General features: G+C 41.1%; 16 protein-coding genes. 8 read left to right on the forward strand and 8 right to left on the reverse strand.

Annotation, left to right across the window (positions count from 1 at the left end; genetic code table 11):
* Nucleotides 1-7 precede the first annotated feature (7 nt).
* Together NST13_RS11660 and NST13_RS11665 are read right to left on the reverse strand one after the other, a co-directional pair.
* On the reverse strand, nt 8-886 hold the full coding sequence (locus NST13_RS11660; RefSeq protein ID WP_342580651.1) for a branched-chain amino acid ABC transporter permease: 879 nt from the start codon (nt 884-886) through the stop codon (nt 8-10).
* A 128-nt stretch (nt 887-1,014) separates the two neighbouring features.
* On the reverse strand, nt 1,015-2,235 hold the full coding sequence (locus tag NST13_RS11665) for an ABC transporter substrate-binding protein (protein WP_342471211.1): 1,221 nt from the start codon (nt 2,233-2,235) through the stop codon (nt 1,015-1,017).
* Between the two features lie 470 nt (nt 2,236-2,705).
* On the opposite strand from NST13_RS11665, the gene NST13_RS11670 reads away from it, so the two are divergent.
* The 6 genes from NST13_RS11670 to NST13_RS11695 all read left to right on the forward strand — a co-directional run bounded on the left by NST13_RS11670 (nt 2,706) and on the right by NST13_RS11695 (nt 9,810).
* Entirely contained in the window at nt 2,706-3,962 is a 1,257-nt protein-coding gene (locus tag NST13_RS11670) for a sialidase (protein WP_342470814.1), read from the forward strand.
* Nucleotides 3,963-4,148: 186 nt separating this feature from the next.
* Nucleotides 4,149-4,910 carry a peptidoglycan editing factor PgeF gene (gene pgeF / locus NST13_RS11675; RefSeq protein ID WP_342580652.1) on the forward strand — a complete coding sequence of 254 codons (762 nt, stop codon included), beginning with the start codon at nt 4,149-4,151 and terminating at the stop codon, nt 4,908-4,910.
* A gap of 562 nt (nt 4,911-5,472) precedes the next feature.
* Nucleotides 5,473-6,882 (forward strand): LysM peptidoglycan-binding domain-containing protein, encoded by a 1,410-nt coding sequence (locus NST13_RS11680; protein ID WP_342581849.1) that lies wholly within the window; start codon nt 5,473-5,475, stop codon nt 6,880-6,882.
* Nucleotides 6,883-7,240: 358 nt separating this feature from the next.
* A complete protein-coding gene (locus tag NST13_RS11685; protein ID WP_342470812.1) occupies nt 7,241-8,329 on the forward strand; it encodes a DUF1611 domain-containing protein in 1,089 nt (362 codons plus the stop codon).
* Nucleotides 8,326-9,468 (forward strand): alanine/ornithine racemase family PLP-dependent enzyme, encoded by a 1,143-nt coding sequence (locus NST13_RS11690; RefSeq protein WP_342470811.1) that lies wholly within the window; start codon nt 8,326-8,328, stop codon nt 9,466-9,468. The genes NST13_RS11685 and NST13_RS11690 overlap by 4 nt, the downstream gene beginning before the upstream one ends.
* A gap of 177 nt (nt 9,469-9,645) precedes the next feature.
* Nucleotides 9,646-9,810, forward strand: coding sequence for a hypothetical protein (locus NST13_RS11695; RefSeq protein ID WP_342470810.1), 165 nt, complete (start codon nt 9,646-9,648; stop codon nt 9,808-9,810).
* Between the two features lie 134 nt (nt 9,811-9,944).
* On the opposite strand, the gene NST13_RS11700 is transcribed toward NST13_RS11695, so the two are convergent.
* The 6 genes from NST13_RS11700 to NST13_RS11725 all read right to left on the reverse strand — a co-directional run bounded on the left by NST13_RS11700 (nt 9,945) and on the right by NST13_RS11725 (nt 14,796).
* Nucleotides 9,945-10,739, reverse strand: a complete 795-nt coding sequence (locus NST13_RS11700; protein ID WP_342580653.1) for a nucleotidyltransferase domain-containing protein — start codon at nt 10,737-10,739, stop codon at nt 9,945-9,947.
* A 57-nt stretch (nt 10,740-10,796) separates the two neighbouring features.
* A complete protein-coding gene (locus tag NST13_RS11705; protein WP_342470808.1) occupies nt 10,797-11,012 on the reverse strand; it encodes a DUF1540 domain-containing protein in 216 nt (71 codons plus the stop codon).
* A 154-nt stretch (nt 11,013-11,166) separates the two neighbouring features.
* Nucleotides 11,167-11,340: a hypothetical protein gene (locus NST13_RS11710; RefSeq protein WP_342470807.1), complete on the reverse strand. Its 174-nt coding sequence runs from the start codon at nt 11,338-11,340 to the stop codon at nt 11,167-11,169.
* Between the two features lie 84 nt (nt 11,341-11,424).
* Nucleotides 11,425-12,111 carry a DNA/RNA nuclease SfsA gene (gene sfsA, locus NST13_RS11715; protein WP_342470806.1) on the reverse strand — a complete coding sequence of 229 codons (687 nt, stop codon included), beginning with the start codon at nt 12,109-12,111 and terminating at the stop codon, nt 11,425-11,427.
* A 108-nt stretch (nt 12,112-12,219) separates the two neighbouring features.
* Nucleotides 12,220-13,740: a malate:quinone oxidoreductase gene (locus NST13_RS11720; protein ID WP_342470805.1), complete on the reverse strand. Its 1,521-nt coding sequence runs from the start codon at nt 13,738-13,740 to the stop codon at nt 12,220-12,222.
* 432 nt (nt 13,741-14,172) lie between these two features.
* Entirely contained in the window at nt 14,173-14,796 is a 624-nt protein-coding gene (locus NST13_RS11725) for a CoA pyrophosphatase (protein WP_342470804.1), read from the reverse strand.
* A 303-nt stretch (nt 14,797-15,099) separates the two neighbouring features.
* Here NST13_RS11725 and ahpC point away from each other — a divergent pair, with 303 nt between their 5' ends.
* Entirely contained in the window at nt 15,100-15,663 is a 564-nt protein-coding gene (gene ahpC, locus NST13_RS11730; protein ID WP_342470803.1) for an alkyl hydroperoxide reductase subunit C, read from the forward strand.
* A 14-nt stretch (nt 15,664-15,677) separates the two neighbouring features.
* Nucleotides 15,678-17,210 carry an alkyl hydroperoxide reductase subunit F gene (ahpF, locus tag NST13_RS11735; RefSeq protein WP_342470802.1) on the forward strand — a complete coding sequence of 511 codons (1,533 nt, stop codon included), beginning with the start codon at nt 15,678-15,680 and terminating at the stop codon, nt 17,208-17,210.
* The last annotated feature ends 150 nt before the right edge of the window (nt 17,211-17,360 follow it).

A 17,360-nucleotide genomic window follows, 5' to 3' on the forward strand; every position in this document is an offset into this window, starting at 1 on the left:
CAGTCACCTACACTTTCTCACGGATGTTTTTACCAAATAATCCTGCTGGTTTTAAAATCAAAATCAATATCAAAATAACGAAAGCTGCTGCATCGCGCCATAGCGAGAAACCAATAGCGCTTACAATCGTTTCGACGATTCCCAAAATGAATCCTCCGACCATCGCGCCTGGAATGCTTCCAATTCCGCCTAATACCGCTGCGATGAAAGCTTTCAACCCTGGAAGAACACCCATTAACGGATCGATTCTTGTGTAATAGGAACCAAAGATGACTCCCGCTGCCCCTGCCAAGGCAGAACCAATCGCAAACGTTGCAGAGATGGTATTATCAACGTTAATCCCCATCAATCTGGCAGCATCCGCATCGTGAGAAACTGCACGCATCGCTTTTCCGATTTTCGTTTTGTGTACGATGAATTGCAAAAGAATCATAAGAATAATGGTTACGATCAAAATGAAAATTACTTTAGAATCTAACTTCGCACCCAAAATTTCAATAGTTTTGTCCGGCAGCACTTCTTTCGGATACGCTTCTGGTGTCGCACCTCTAAAGAAAATCATGGTATATTCGATTAAAAATGACACCCCGATGGCTGTGGTTAACGCTGCGATACGGGTCGCATTTCTTAAACGCTTATAAGCCACCCGTTCGATGATAACCCCGATGATCGCACAGGCAATCATTGCCGTAATTAGTGCGGGAATAAACCCCATTTCCCATCGGGTGATGGCGAAAAAGCCGATAAATGCCCCGAGCATGAAAACGTCTCCATGAGCAAAGTTGATTAATTTAATAATCCCATAAACCATCGTATATCCCAACGCAATCAAGGCGTATATACTTCCCAAGGAAATACCGTTAATGAGCTGCTGCAACCAATCCATAAAGTCACACTCCTTTTTGTAGCCTATGTAATTCTGTCAACTGCAGGCACCATAATGGTCAACTAATATTTGGAATTTTACACTACGAAAGGGAAAAGGGAGGCGGTGTGCCCCCCTTTCTTAAAACATTAAGGTTCGATCTTAGTTTTAAATACTTGTTTTCCATCTTTATACTCAAGGATCGTTGCGGATTTAACTGCGTTATGCTTTTCATCCACTGAGATTGTACCAGACACAAGCGAAATGTCTTTCGTTGCAGCAAGTGCATCTTTAATTTTCTCGCCATCTACAGAACCAGCGCGCTCAATCGCATCTTTGATGAAGTAAACTGTATCGTATCCAAGGGCGTGGAATGCATTTGGCGCTTCACCGTACTTATCATTGAACGCTTTAACAAAGTCTTGGATTTTTGGATCTGGGTCTTCAGATGAATAGTGGTTGATGATGAATGAGTTGTTTAAGTTGTCGGCACCGGCCAATTCAACCAATTTTGGAGAATCCCATCCGTCAGCACCCATCAATGGAACGTCAATTCCCAATTCACGCGCTTGTTTTACAATCAAACCAACTTCTTCATAATATCCAGGAATGAAGATGAACTCTGGATTTTTGGATTTAAGCGTTGTCAATGTTGATTTGAAGTCTGTGTCTTTTGCCACATATGCCGCTTCAGCAACCACTTTGCCGCCATTAGCTTCGATTTGCTCTTTGAATGCAGCCGCCAAACCTTTGGCATAGTCTGAAGAGTTATCCGCAAAAATCGCTACATTTTTCACTCCAAGTTCTTCTGTTGCAAAGTTTGCAGCAATAACTCCTTGGAATGGGTCGATGAAGCAAGTACGGAATACGTATTCGTTGATAGATCCGTCTTCATTTTCAGTAACGTTTGGCGCAGTACCTGAAGCAGTCACTAAAGGAATTTTATTATCGTTCGCAATTTGCACAGTGGCAAGAACGTTACCGCTCGTTGCAGGTCCGATCATTACATCTACTTTTTCTTGTGTCGCTAGTCGAATCGCAGCGGATGTTGCTTCTGCGTTCTCTGATTTGTTATCCACAGGAACAAACTCAATCTTTTTGCCGTCAATTCCGCCATTGGCATTGATTTCTTCAATCGCAAGTTCTGCACCTTGTTTGATGGATGAACCGTAGGAAGCAACTCCTCCAGTCAACTCCAAGTTCGCACCAATTTTGATAACGCCGCCGTCTCCTCCGTTATCTGAACCGCTGTCTTTTGATGCATCGTCACCTCCGTCAGAACCCCCACTACAACCAGCTAGAGCTCCTAATACCAGCGAAGATGCCAGAAAGAGAGAGGCGTATTTTTTAAGTTTTTTTGTTTCCTCCATCATTATTAACTCCCCCCGTTACTAAATTTTTGTAGATAATATTTATAGATATTAGATTTTTCAAAAAATAATGACACCTATCCCAGAAAACTAATATCATAATTTTCTGAAATAAGATTCCATCTCTAATATCTAATTAAAATGTTTAGCTTTAAGCATTTTAAAACATTCTCTTTATTTAGTCTAGTGCGATTTTTTGGTAAATTTAAATATTTCGTATTATATGGAATTTTTAATTAATAAAATATTGATATTATATCTCGTTTATTATTTTTTTTATCAAATTTTTATATTTTTCTATCAATAATTTTCGATTATAAAAATTTACAATTTTTTGTTTCAATAGTATGTAACAACTACTATTTTTAAGAACATATTCATGGGATAAAAATACTATTCCAGATTCGAACCCTGAAAGTTCCATTTTTTCTCTTCCTGCATACACTATTCAGAGAAACGGAGGTATGCATATGTACATGTATAATAATGGCTATCCTTATTACTACGTTTATGTACCGGTCAATTATTACCACCCTTATCAGTACCCTCTGTATGCACAACAAATCCCCCAACAATCCTCAAGACCAGGCGTGCAACAACTGATCCAACGCATCCGCACGGAACATAGCAACTTATATACCCAGCTGGAACAAGCAGGGGTAAATCCTCAAATGGTTGATACCCTCATCTTTTTAACCATCTCCTATTTGCAAAGCCAACAAAACTTGAACCGCACTCCAACCCAAATTTACAATCAGTTCCAGCGTGATAATCCTTGGTTCCTGCCATTTATCCGCTCGATGAATTTCCCAGAAAATACAGTGAACCGCATTTTAATAAGAGTCATTGAATTAGCTCTGTCCTATATCCGAGGGGAAAGTCCCACTCCAGAACCTGGACCAAGGCCGGAAGCAGGATGGTCCGATTGGGAAAGCCTTGGCGGCACATTATTAAGCGCGCCGAGTGTAAGTTCATGGGCTCCCAACCGGTTGGATGTCTTTGCAAGAGGGAGCGACAATACGCTGTACCATATCTGGTGGGATGGCAACCGCTGGAGCAACTGGGAAAGCCTTGGCGGTGTATTGACTTCTGCTCCCGGATCTGTTTCCTGGGGGCCAAACCGGATTGACGTCTTTGTAAGAGGGACAGATGATGCATTGTACCACAAATGGTGGGACGGCAGCCGCTGGAGCAGTTGGGAAAGCCTCGGCGGCACTTTGACGAGCGGTCCTAGCGCCTCTTCACAACGGGCAAATCAATTGGATGTCTTCGTAAGAGGAACCGGAAATCGCTTATATAAAAGAACTTGGAATGGATCCAATTGGGAACCTTGGGAAGACCTTGGAGGAAATCTGGCTTCCGAACCTGCCGCAATTTCTTGGGGACCGAACCGGATTGACGTCTTTGCGAGAGGGGCAAATAACGATTTAATTCATAAATGGTGGGACGGCAACCGCTGGAGTGATTGGGAAAGTCTCGGCGGCACTTTGACAAGTGCGCCGACAGTTTCATCCAAACGGGCAAACCACCTGGATGTCTTTGTAAGAGGCGTGGGCAATCGATTATATAAGAGAACTTGGAACGGCACTCGTTGGGAACCTTGGGTAAACCTTGGCACTACACAAATCACGAGTGCACCAGCCGCTGTTTCTTGGGGGCCGAACCGGACAGATGTCTTTGCCCGGGGACAAAACAACGATTTAATCCACCGTTATCAACAAAGTTAACCATAAACGATCCTATCGGGTAAAACGTTACCTGATAGGATTTTCTTATGCTTTAACGTTTACTGTGTTGAAGCGGTAATGTTTCCGCTTTTGTCCAATATGGAATATTCTTATGACTCTCCCGAAAGAACAGGATATAATAAAAGTTGCCATCCAAAACGACGAACTGTCTATGGGAGTGAAGATATGACGACAAAACTTTATATCAATAACGATCATTTCATTGCCGGCATAACATTAAAAAATGAAGTGGAATTGGAACAACATAACATGGCTCTTCATGTTTGCGAAAAGGAAGAAGAAATCATCCAAAACCGCAAAAAACTTGCCGCTTACATCGGGTGCGATATCCGGCAATTTGTTTGTGCCAATCAGACCCATAGCGACAACGTTTACAAAGTGACCGCACAAGACCGCGGACGGGGCGCCCTGTCCAAAGATACCGCCATCCCAAATACAGACGCCCTTTATACTACAGAACCCGGCATTGTCCTTTGCACCTTTACCGCCGATTGCGTACCGGTCATTTTCTATAGCGAAAAAAGCGGGATCATCGGAGTCATCCATTCCGGATGGCAAGGAACTGTGAAGGAAATCACAAGAAAAGTTTTTGAATATATCCGGAACAACGAGCAATGCGATTTGCAAGACTTCCATGTGCTTATCGGCACCGCCATCAGCCAAGAAAAGTTTGAAGTCGATGAAGATGTATACGAAAAATTTAAAAACTTGGGATATGCGGATGAATTCGTTTATTTTAATGCGGAAACCGGGAAATACCATATCGACAACCAGCTAACGGTAAAAAGACAATGTGAACTGAGCGGTATACCTTCAGAACAAATCTTCATTGATGCCACATGCACCTTTAAAAATCCACAGGGCTTTTCCTACCGGGAAGATAAAAAAGCCGGTCGCCATTTGACTTTCATCATGAAAAAAGCATAAACAAAGAGGCTGGGACAAAAGATAAAAAACACCATTTTCTCCCGGGAGAAAATGGTGTTTTTTTGATAATTGAAGAAAATTGATTTCCGTTCCGGGGACGCTTTCCGCGGGCCCGGCTCGAGCCTCCTCGGAGCTCAATCCTTCGCTCCTGCGGGGTCTCGAGAGGGCTCGTCGCAGGAAAGCTTTTGCTTTGCGACTAAGCGTGCGCGACAGGAGCACTCGCCCCGTCACTCCAATCAATTTTTTACAAAAATTCTTTTTGCAGCTCGTTCACTTTATTAGTTATGTCCCAGCCTCTTTTTTATGGCCACATCGGCTGATTGGCGCTGCCTATTTCACTTTATTTGCCCCTTGAATGATAAATCCGGTTTACGAAGAGAAAACTCGTCCGATTTCTTTCGGGTCATCGGTTTTAAAAGCATTTGTTCCGTCCCCTACAGGTGCAAGGAGGCTGCCGTAATCAAAGCCTTCAACTGCGGGAGACTTTCTTTTTTCAATATGCATATGAAATTGCCGGCTGGAACATATATTGCAGTATGAAAAGAAGAAAGGAGGTTTTTATCTGAGAATTCACGTTGTTCAGCAAGGAGACACCCTTTGGAAATTGGCTAATTTATACTATACGAGCATGAATGCCATTGTCCAGCTTAATCAACTTCCAAATCCCCAATCATTGCTCATTGGCCAAGCAATTCTGATCCCGGATACAACAACTCCCCACATCATTCAATTCGGAGAAACATTGTGGTCGATTGCAAGTGCTTACGGCGTATCTATCCAGCCCATTCAACAAGCAAACCCTGCCATCAATCCTTACAATTTAATCCCCGGAACAACGATTTACATCCCTCCACGGTTACACATGGTTCAACCAGGAGAAGCCCTGTGGCAAATTGCAGCTTATTACGGAACAACAACAGAAGCCATTGTAAAACAAAACGGTCTGCGAAGCCCGGATAACATCTACCCTGGAATGATGCTCATCATCCCAAGACCAAAACCATCCATCGAAGTCAATGCTTATTCCTATCAGCAGGATGCAAACGGGGCGGATTCCGTCAATGCGGTGGGCAACTTGCTTACGTATTTCACCCCGTTTTCCTACATGATCAAAGAAGATGGAACGTTGGAACCTTTTGCTGATGAATTGATGCTCAGCGCGGCAAAATCCAAACAAGCGGTGCCGATGTTGGCGATCTCGAATTTTTCATCAACCAGCACAGGTTCAAACTTGGCCCACGCCATTTTATCGAATCAGGAATTGAAGGAAAAATTAATCGACAGTTGCATAAAGGTCATGGATGAAAAAGGCTACCGCGGGTTAAACATCGATTTTGAATATGTGCTGCCGGAAGATCGGGAAAATTATAATGAATTTTTGCAACTGGCCGTTAACCGGCTTCATGAGAAGGGATATTTCGTTTCAACCGCTCTTGCGCCGAAGACGGGTTCGGAACAGGAAGGTCTGCTTTATACCGCCCACGACTATGAAGCCCACGGGCGCATTGTCGACTTTGTCATTTTGATGACTTATGAGTGGGGTTGGAGGGGAGGTCCGCCGCAAGCCATTTCGCCGATCAACCAAATAAGACGTGTGGTGGAGTATGCGGTAACCATCATTCCTCCCGAGAAAATCTTTTTGGGGTTCCAAATTTATGCAAGGGATTGGAAAGTGCCGCATGTGGAAGGTGCAATTGCTGAAACCTTCAGCCCTCAGGAAGCCATTCGACGGGCAACCCAATATAAAGCAGAAATCTTATATGACGAAACCGCCCAATCCCCCTTTTTCCGATATGTGGATCAAAACGGGCAAGCCCATGAAGTATGGTTTGAAGATGCAAGAAGCGCCGCCGCCAAATTCAAACTGGCCATCGAATATAAATTGCGCGGTATCAGTTATTGGGCTTTAGGATATCCTTTTCCGCAAAATTGGGCATTATTAAATGATTATTTCAACATTATTAAACTTTAAAAATAATATTCTACTATAAGCGGTGCAAACATACATTATTGTTTGTGCCGCTATTTTTTGCCATTATCCGCTCCTTTTATGTTTCAATTCTCAATATTTATGCAGACTAAAGATACAAAAGTTACAAAATTTCTAAAGTTTTTAGCTAAAAAAAGGAAATTTTAATGAATTTTGTTTCTATTTTTTGCGTAAAAAATTTAATATCCATATAATTTAAATTAATGAAATAATTAAAAAATTAAATGATGAACTATTTATTTCTAACATCTTATTACATCATGTTTTTGCTTCATGATTTTACACTTCCAAAAGCAGTAGAAATATTGTCGTGATTCTTCGGTTTATGGAGGGATGAAACATGAAGAAAAAAGCAATCATCTATTGTGAAGGCCAATTTGGCTCTATGGATGGGAAAACCGCGAATGGTCTGGTTCGCGAGCCGGGATACTACGACATCATTGCCGTCATAGACAGTACAAAGAGCGGTTTGGATGCCGGCGAGTATCTCGATGGAGTCAAAAATGGCATCCCTTTATGCAAAAACCTCGAAGAAGCTTTATCAATTTCCAAAGAAAAACCAACTCATTTCATCCTCGGAATCGCCCCTGGTGACGCTTTTTTAAAAGATGAAGAAAGGTCTGTCATTTTCGAAGCCATGAAGGCCGGTTTAAATATTATCAACCCATTGCAAGAATTTCTGACTGAAGATGAAGAAATGATGAATGCCGCCAAAAAATACAACGTCACAATTCGCGACATTCGAAAGCCGAAACCAAAAAAAGAGTGGCATTTATTTACTGGCGGCATCTTAAATATCCATACGCCCATTATTGCCGTTTTAGGGACAGACAGCGCTTGCGGAAAACGGACTACCGCGAAAATACTTGAAAAAGGATTCAGGAACCGCGGGTTTAAACCTGTCTTTATCGCAACCGGACAAACCGGTTTAATTCAAGGTGCAGAATATGGTTTTGCAATGGACGCTTTCCCGCTTCAGTATCTAATCGGAGAACTGGAAGGGGAGATATTGCGGGCGCACAAAAACGAAAATCCAGACATCATCATTGTGGAAGGGCAAGGGGCACTCAGTCATCCCGCCTATGCCAGCTCATGCGGTATTTTAAAAGGGGCACGGCCACAAGCGATCATTTTGCAGCATCCACCAAAACGGAAAGTATTAGGCGATTTTCCGTTTATGCCGATGCCGGATCTCCAAGAAGAAATTAACCTGATTGAACATTACGGAAACACGAAAGTCATTGCCATCACGTTGAACCACGAAAATATGACAGATGAAGAAATCGACCAAACCATTGTGGAATATGAAAAGAAATTGCATTTGCCTGTCAGCGATGTGTTGAAAAAGGGCGACGAAAAAATTATTAATGCAATCATCGATTTCTTCCCATCTTTAAAAGCCAAAGAAAAGGTTGTGAGTTCAAAATGAAATTGAAACCGGTACCTCGAATTGAAATCAATCTGGATAAAATTCAACACAACGCTGCGGTCTTAAAACATTTATGTGAAGCAAAAGGGGTGGAAGTAACGGGGGTTGTAAAAGGGGTTTGCGCGGATTTGCAAATCGTTAATGCGTTGATTCAGGCAGGCATCACGAGACTTGCCGTATCAAAAACGTTTCATTTGGAAAAATTGAAAAAGGCAAAAATCAACGCTACCCTCATATTGCTTCGAACCCCTGGAATATCGGAAGTTCCGGCTGTCGTCAAATATGCGGATATCAGCATGAACTCAGAAATGGATGTTATTCGCGCATTGTCCAATGAAGCGGTGAAACAGGGGAAAACCCATAAAATCATAGTGATGGTGGAAATGGGGGACCTTCGTGAAGGTGTAATGCCGAAAGATCTTCCGGCATTTATAAGTGAGGTAATGCAGCTTCCGGCAATAGAAATTGCCGGTATCGGCACGAACTTCGCTTGTTTCGGAGGCGTTCTGCCTACAGAAGAAAAAATGAGGGAATTCTCTTCCATTGTGGAAAAAATAAAACGTCAATTCGCTTTGCAACTTCCGATTGTTTCCGGAGGCAACTCCGCCAATTTAAAATGGCTTCTTGAAACGGATGATATCGGATCAGTCAATGATATACGCCTCGGCGAATCGATTCTGTTAGGAAGAGAAACCACTGAAGGCGGGATTATACCCAATCTTTATCCCGATACTTTCAAATTTGTTGCAGAAGTCATTGAAGCCAAACAAAAACCTTCTTCCCCTTATGGCTATCGGGGAAAAAACGGCTTTGGCGAATCCATCGAGTTCCAAGAGCATGGATGGATCAACCATATTCTCGTGAATGCAGGCAGACAGGATGTGTTTGTCCCTGGTTTATCGCCGACGAAGCCGATAAAAATCCTTGGGGCAACCAGCGACCACATTGTAATAGACGGGAAAAAACACCAATTTGAGGTTGGAGATGAAATCACTTTCACTCCAAACTATGCAGCGGTACTTTCTTTAATGACATCTCCATACATCCATAAGACATATATTGAATTCACAGGAAGCAAACATGAAAAACCAAACAATGTATACAGCATCTATAAACAAAAATTTCTTCCAAAACATTAGTTCATCATCATGGTCGGGGATGCTTGTCCAATTCAAGCATCCCCATTTTTATGCCTGAAAGGAGCTTCATTCGTTTTAAATTATTCCTCTTTCTCCTTCAATTAATACACTCTTTGGTGTGATAAAAAAATCGCTTCTTCCCATATTAAAATTACCTGAACAAAAAGGAGGTCTACTATGGGAAGAGATAACAAACAAGGCAAAACAAAGAACGCCGAGGCTTTACCGCAAACACCAAAACAAGAAAAAATTCCGGCCAGACTTGCAAGGGAAGAGTTTTCCCGTGAATTGTCAGAACTTGAAAAGTTGGTATTGAAAAGAAGGGGAAAAATTAAAAAATAACGGCAATCATGGTGGAATTCACAACGGAAGCGGCAAGCTTTTCGTCCTGTGAATTCCATCATTTTTATTTTGAAAAAAACTTAAAGATCTTTTTCGAAATGTCCTTATCAAAATGTATGGTCCGAATGGCTTTTTTAAAATTCGCCCCATGCCTCTTTTAATGTCATTCGGAATAATTCATCCAGTTGGGCTGTCGGATCCTTTTTCTCTCCATGCCATGTTCCGGCTGCTTCAATCAAGAAATTCAATTCTTTCTCTATATAATCATTCAGACAGGGAATCGGATGGACTGCATCCTGCTCACCGCAAATTTTCACTTCCGCCAAATGCTCCAGTTCCTTTTTCAACTGTTTAGGCAGATGCGCATGTTCAATCAACGGTTGAAAATTCAGCGGTGGAATTTCATGAAATTGTACAATCCATTTGCCGGCCAACAAGGACCGAAAAGCATTCAAGTAATTTTTTATCTTCACATCCTTTCCATGGAGTGAAGACCAATTGTTTTTCGTTATTTTTATGTAATGGAAAAGCATCGATTGAGGGTTAAACACCTCTTTCTCCAATAAGCGCAGCCCGGAAATAAAACCCGTTTGCTGCAAGTAAACTTCACCGCTTCTCATCCATTCCAATATGGCGGGATTGCTTTTTCGAAACAGCCTTAATGCTTTCGTTATTTCCCAACCGCTAATATCGAGATGATCCTCTATTGGCAGCTCAATTACATCCCATTTTTTCCCCATTCCTTGAGGATCGATGGTAAGATACCAATCCACCGGATGCACATAAATAAAACGCACATCATAATCACTGGTTTTTGACGCCAACCCCCAAGCTCTGCTGCCGGATTCAACGGCATATAACACTATTACCTGGTATTTCCGCTCAATCTCCCTTAATCGGGCGACAATGTTTTCAAACAATTTATGCACCTCCTCCAAAGAAAAAGAGGGGACTAAACAACCTTAGTCCCCCAAAATCGCCAGCCTTTATTTGCGTTCATTTTTTGGTCTGAAGGTTTTACAGCAAGTTTCTTCTGATGATTTGGCCTTTTCAGCAGCCTCGCGGAAATCGATTTCCGAACCAAACTCCGATGACTTATCTTTTGAATCCGTGTCAATCAGAATTTTTTCGGCACCACAAACATTCCCTTTTTTGTGGAAATAACAATTGGAGACTGTACAGTTTACGACTACATTTGGCATGGCAATCCTCCTCATCAAGTTAAAATGAGAAACAGCTGTACCATTTCTCAAGAGTATTTTGTGCATTCTGAAAAGGTTTATTTTGATAAAAAACCAGCATAAAAGTGAATTATTAACACAACCCATTATTCAATGGGAGATTTGCCATAGCCGATTAATGCCATAGGGTTCTTTCACTGACCGGCTCTTGTATGCGTTTTTTGCCCTCGTGGGAACTTGATTCAATGGTCATGTCAGAGGCAAATTCGGTGGACTCTTTGTTTTCGGATGGATGAACCTGAAGCTTCTGTTTGCTTTGCAACCCGCCTGTTTGTTGTTCGTTGGACATTTCAATCCTCCTCAATGGCCAAATTGGAACAAAACCAAAGTTTGTTCATTTTTAAAATGCTTCAAATTCATCTTTTTATGTAACCTATAAAATGACGGGAATTTGCTTGCCGATGGACATTTGATGTTCATCCACATGTGTTTCATATGCCAAAATTCGTACACCCTGTTTGGATGCTTGCACCAGTGCATCGGTGAAAGAAGGATCCGTTTCGCTATTTGGTGTGAAATAACGGCAGCCCTCCAATTGGATAATAAACAAGATAATCCCTTTATAACCTTCCGAGACCGCTTTTGCCAGCTCCCAAACATGCTTAGTCCCCCTTGCTGTGGGAGCATCCGGGAACATGGCAACACCATCTTTTTCCAACGTGACGCCTTTCACTTCAACAAAACCTTTTTCTTGTTCTGTTTCAAAGTATAAATCAAATCGGGAATCCCCATATTTGACTTCCTTTTTTAATTGCCGGAGATTACGGATTTCGGCAATTTCCCCTCCCGATATCGCTTCATACGCAACGGTGTTCGGCGCCTGTGAATCAATATTGACCCAAAGGTTGCCTTTTTTTGCCGCAATGAGGGAAAATTTCGTTTTCCGGTTGGGCTGGTCGCTCTCTTCCAAAAGCACCTCGGCATTCGGAAGCAGCAATTCTTTTAGCCGGCCCGTGTTTTTCACATGCACTTTTTCAATTTGTTCATCCAGATAGACTTCCGCAACAAAACGGTTTAAACGTCGATGAAAGATCGCCTTCTTGATTTTTTTGTAGTTCACCCAAATTCACATCCGTCTCATATATATTGTCCGAACATAATGTAAAAAAATATACCAGATTTCCTTGACGGAGATCTGGTATGTCTTAAACATGTATTGAATCTTTTCTTATGATTGGACCGCTTGTAATTCTTTTTCGATATTTTCTTTTCCTAAACCTAAAATTTCATCTGTAGAATCTTGAACTTTTCTGAATAATTCAGGATTGTCCAATAATTTTTGGCCATAGGATGGAATCATTTCTTTAATTTTGCCTTCCCATTTTTTCATGTCATCCGGGAAGCAGCGGTTAATTACGTCAAGCATTACTTTTACTGCTGTAGAAGCACCTGGAGAAGCCCCTAACAATGCAGCAACGGAACCGTCGGATGAAGTGATGACTTCCGTACCGAATTGCAATGTACCTTTTCCGCCAGTTTCAGTATCTTTAATAACTTGCACGCGTTGACCCGCGATAACGATTTCCCAATCTTCGCTTTTCGCGTTTGGAACGAATTCGCGCAATTCTTCAATGCGTTGTTCTTTAGTCAACAATAATTGGCCGATCAAATATTTTGTCAACGGAATGTTTTTCGCACCGCAAGCAAGCAATGTAACGATGTTGTTGCCTTTAATGGATGCGAATAAATCCATGTATGAACCCGTTTTCAAGAATTTAGGCGAGAATCCTGCAAATGGTCCGAACAATAATGATTTTTGGCCATCGATATAACGTGTATCCAAGTGAGGAACGGACATTGGCGGTGCACCCACTTTTGCTTTACCGTACACTTTTGCATGGTGCTTTTTAATGATTTCAGGATTTTTACATACCAAGAACAATCCGCTTACAGGGAAACCACCGATATGTTTGCTTTCAGGAATACCTGTATCTTGAAGTAAATGTAAGCTTCCGCCTCCTGCACCGATGAATACGAAATCGGCAGACACGTAATTCATTTTGATGCTGTCCAAATCGTGCACTTTTAACTCCCAACGGCCGTCTTTTGAACGTTTGATTCCTTCAACCATGTGGTTGTAATGCACTTGTACGCCTTGGTTTTGCAAATGTTTAACCAACGTACGTGTCAATGCACCAAAGTTCACGTCTGTACCTGAATCGATTTTCGTAGCCGCGATTGGTTCTGTGATAACACGGTCTTCCATCATCAATGGAATCCATTCTTTTAATTTTTCCGGATCATCCGTAAATTCCATTCCTTCAAATAAATGCAGTTTTGAAAGCGCTTCAAAGCGTTTTCTTAAGAAGTTGACATTATTTTCGCCTGTAACAAAGCTCAAATGTGGCAAAGGCATAATGAATTCATGAGGGTTTTGAATCAAATTATTTTTGACAAGGTAAGCCCAAAATTGTTTAGAAATTTGGAATTGCTCATTAACATTGATCGCTTTTGAAATGTCGATGGAGCCATCTGGTTTTTCTACTGTGTAGTTCAACTCACACAATGCAGCATGTCCCGTACCGGCATTGTTCCATTCATTGGAACTTTCTTCGCCCGGTTTGTCCAATTTTTCATAAATGGTGATATTCCAGTCCGGAGCTAGCTCTTTTAGTAACGTTCCCAAAGTTGCACTCATGATTCCGGCACCGATTAAAACGACATTTTTTTTGCTTTGACTGCTACTCATTTTATAACCATCCTTATCTCCCCTATTTTTTCAAAAAGTATGTGGACTATTTCACATAGCCAGCAACTTTTTGAACATACATTTTAACCTTATTATAGTATAACACTTTTAATTTGAGATTTAAATATTATATATATGCTTTGCAAAGCGAAAATCTGAACATGTTGACAAATTTTTTCATCAACAAATGCTCCTGCTATGAAATATCTTTCTTTTATTAATGATATTATTGACGGAAATGGATAAAGTATATGTAAAAAAATTAACGAAATATTTGGAAATTTATTATTTTCATTATATCGAAATAACGTTTTATCCATTTATTTACTTTGTATCACATAGAAAACAACATCAAAAATAAAGGATATGGATATTTTAAGAAGCACATTTTCAAACTTGATTTCCACAACCGAATATGAGAGCAAGTTGGTTTCATTTTATATTTTTAAGTATTTCAATAAAATGTTTTAAAATTCTGGCAGTTAACCCCCAAATTGTATACTGTTCATAATCAAAAAACCATTCTTCCATTTCCCTCGTTCTCCATTTGTATTCCTTTCCATTCACAATTTTTTCAAAAGGAAAGTCGGGTGGCGGAACAATTTTTAGTTGGACTAAATGAGAATAAGGCTTGTAATTGAGAAACCACTTGATTGGAATTGTAAAAACTTCTTCCACTTCCTCCCTATTATAAGAAGGTTGAAGAACGTCATAATCGATGGTCGCGACATACGGATAAATGACAAAAGAAGGAGAAGTCACCAGCGGACTCAATTCCCCTATTACCTCGATTTTTGACGGATCAATTCCCAACTCTTCCCGGGTCTCCCTTAACGCCGCCTGCAAAGGGGATTCCTCCGCATCTACTCGACCGCCTGGAAAACTGATGTCCCCAGGCTGCTTCCTTAAATGAAATGAACGTACTTCAAAAAGAATATGCCAGTCTCTATCAATTTGTACGAGGGGAATCAATACTGCCGAACGAAAGGCCTGTTCTTCACCGATAAACCGGAATCGTTGTTCCTCCAACTTACTCTTTAACTGTTCCAGAAACATGAAATCTCCCTCTCTTCATCTATATAAAACCTGCTTTCTTCCTAATCATAAACGATGATTGAAGATGGTGCTTGTTTCTTGTATTACCTAATTATTTCCTCTAAAATAGATATTGGAATCTTTATTCTTTTATAGTAATGTAATATATTTGGCATTTTTACGTATACATTTTTGTCAAAAATTTAGACTATCCATGAAATATTTAATGAATTCTGTTTGACAAAAAAGAATATGTATATAATAATTTATTTCAGGTAATAATTATTACAAAAAGAATAAAATTAAAATTTGGAGGTAAAGAGTATGTCATTAATCGGTAAACAAGTTCAACCATTCACTGCCCAAGCTTACAGAAACGGCGAATTCGTAACTGTAACAGAACAAGATTTCAAAGGTAAATGGTCTGTTGTATGCTTCTATCCAGCTGACTTCACATTCGTTTGTCCAACAGAATTGGAAGATCTTCAAGAACAATATCCAAAATTAAAAGAACTTGGCGTTGAAGTATATTCTGTATCAACAGACACTCACTTCACTCACAAAGCATGGCATGATACTTCAGAAGCGATCAGCAAAATCACTTACACAATGATTGGTGACCCAGCACACGTTCTTTCAACACAATTTGAAGTATTAAGAGAAGGCGAAGGTGTTGCTGACCGCGGTACATTCATCATCGATCCGGACGGCGTAATCCAAGCAGTGGAAATCAACGCTGACGGTATCGGCCGTGACGCTAGCACATTAATCGACAAAATCAAAGCTGCACAATACGTACGCAACAATCCAGGCGAAGTTTGCCCTGCAAAATGGAAAGAAACAGGAAAAACACTTAAACCAAGCCTTGACCTAGTTGGTAAAATCTAAGGAGACGATTCAACATGGCATTAGATGCGGAAATTAAAGCCCAACTAAATCAGTACTTGCAGCTGCTCGAAAACGATATCGTTTTAAAAGTGAGCGCAGGTACTGACGAGGTTTCCCAAGAGATGCTGGCTTTGATTGATGAGCTGGCATCCATGACTCCAAAAATCAAAGTGGAAAAAGCGGAATTAAAAAGAACACCCAGCTTCAGCGTAAACCGTGTCGGTGAAGACACTGGCATCACTTTTGCAGGTGTTCCATTGGGTCATGAATTCACTTCATTAGTATTGGCATTATTGCAAGTAAGCGGCCGTCCTCCAAAAGTGGATCAAAAAGTCATTGACCAAATCAAATCCATCAAAGACGAATACAACTTCGAAACGTATGTCAGCTTAACTTGCCACAATTGTCCTGACGTTGTGCAAGCTCTCAACATCATGAGCGTGTTAAATCCTAATATCACGCATACAATGATTGATGGCGCTGCATACAAAGAAGAAGTGGAAAGCAAAGACATTCTCGCTGTGCCAACCGTTTACTTAAACGGTGAACCGTTTGCCAGCGGCCGTATGACAATTGAAGAAATCCTTGATAAACTCGGCCAAGGCTCCGATGCTGAGGAATTGTCCAATAAAGAACCGTTTGATGTTTTAGTCATCGGTGGAGGTCCTGCGGGTGCCAGCGCGGCAATTTACGCTGCCCGCAAAGGAATCCGCACAGGTATCGTGGCTGAGCGTTTTGGAGGACAAATTTTAGATACATTAACAATTGAAAACTTCATCAGTGTAAAAGAAACGGAAGGGCCAAAACTTGCGAAAGCCCTTGAAGAGCATGTTAAAGAATATCCAGTTGATATCATGAATTTGCAACGTGCCAAACACCTTGAAAAGAAAGGCGACCTTATTGAAGTGGAACTTGAAAACGGTGCCGTTCTAAAAAGTAAAACAGTGATTATTGCCACAGGTGCACGTTGGCGCAACATCAATGTTCCTGGAGAACAGGAATTCAAAAACAAAGGTGTTGCATATTGCCCTCACTGCGACGGACCATTATTCGCAGGAAAAGACGTTGCGGTAATCGGCGGTGGCAACTCCGGTGTGGAAGCGGCCATTGACCTCGCAGGTATCACTAACCATGTGACAGTACTTGAATTCAATGACCACCTAAGAGCTGACGAAATCTTGCAAAGTCGCCTTCGCAGCTTACCAAATGTGACAGTCATCACAAATGCTGCCACAAAAGAAATCACCGGCACAGATAAAGTAAACGGCCTTACATATGTAGACCGTGCAACAGGTGAAGAAAAACATATTGAATTAGCCGGAGTATTCGTTCAGATCGGTCTTGTTCCAAATACGGATTGGCTGGAAGGTACACTTGAACGCAATAAAATCGGTGAAATCATCGTAGATAAAAAAGGCGCCACAACAATCCCAGGCGTATTTGCAGCCGGTGACTGTACAGATGGCCCATATAACCAGATCATCATTTCCATGGGTTCTGGAGCAATTGCTGCATTAAGTGCCTTTGACTATCTCATCCGCAATTAATTCGGCTCTATCTTCAAACAGTCCTGAATTTTCAGGGCTGTTTTTTTCATTTAAATGCGATTAAAAATTTCACTTTCATTTCTATGAAAATTTTTATATTTTCCTCCTGAAAAAAATGATACACTTTGGAAGTATTTATTAATAAGGAGG

This window comes from Ureibacillus sp. FSL W7-1570 (assembly GCF_038593265.1).
Classification (GTDB): Bacteria; Bacillota; Bacilli; order Bacillales_A; family Planococcaceae; genus Ureibacillus; species Ureibacillus suwonensis.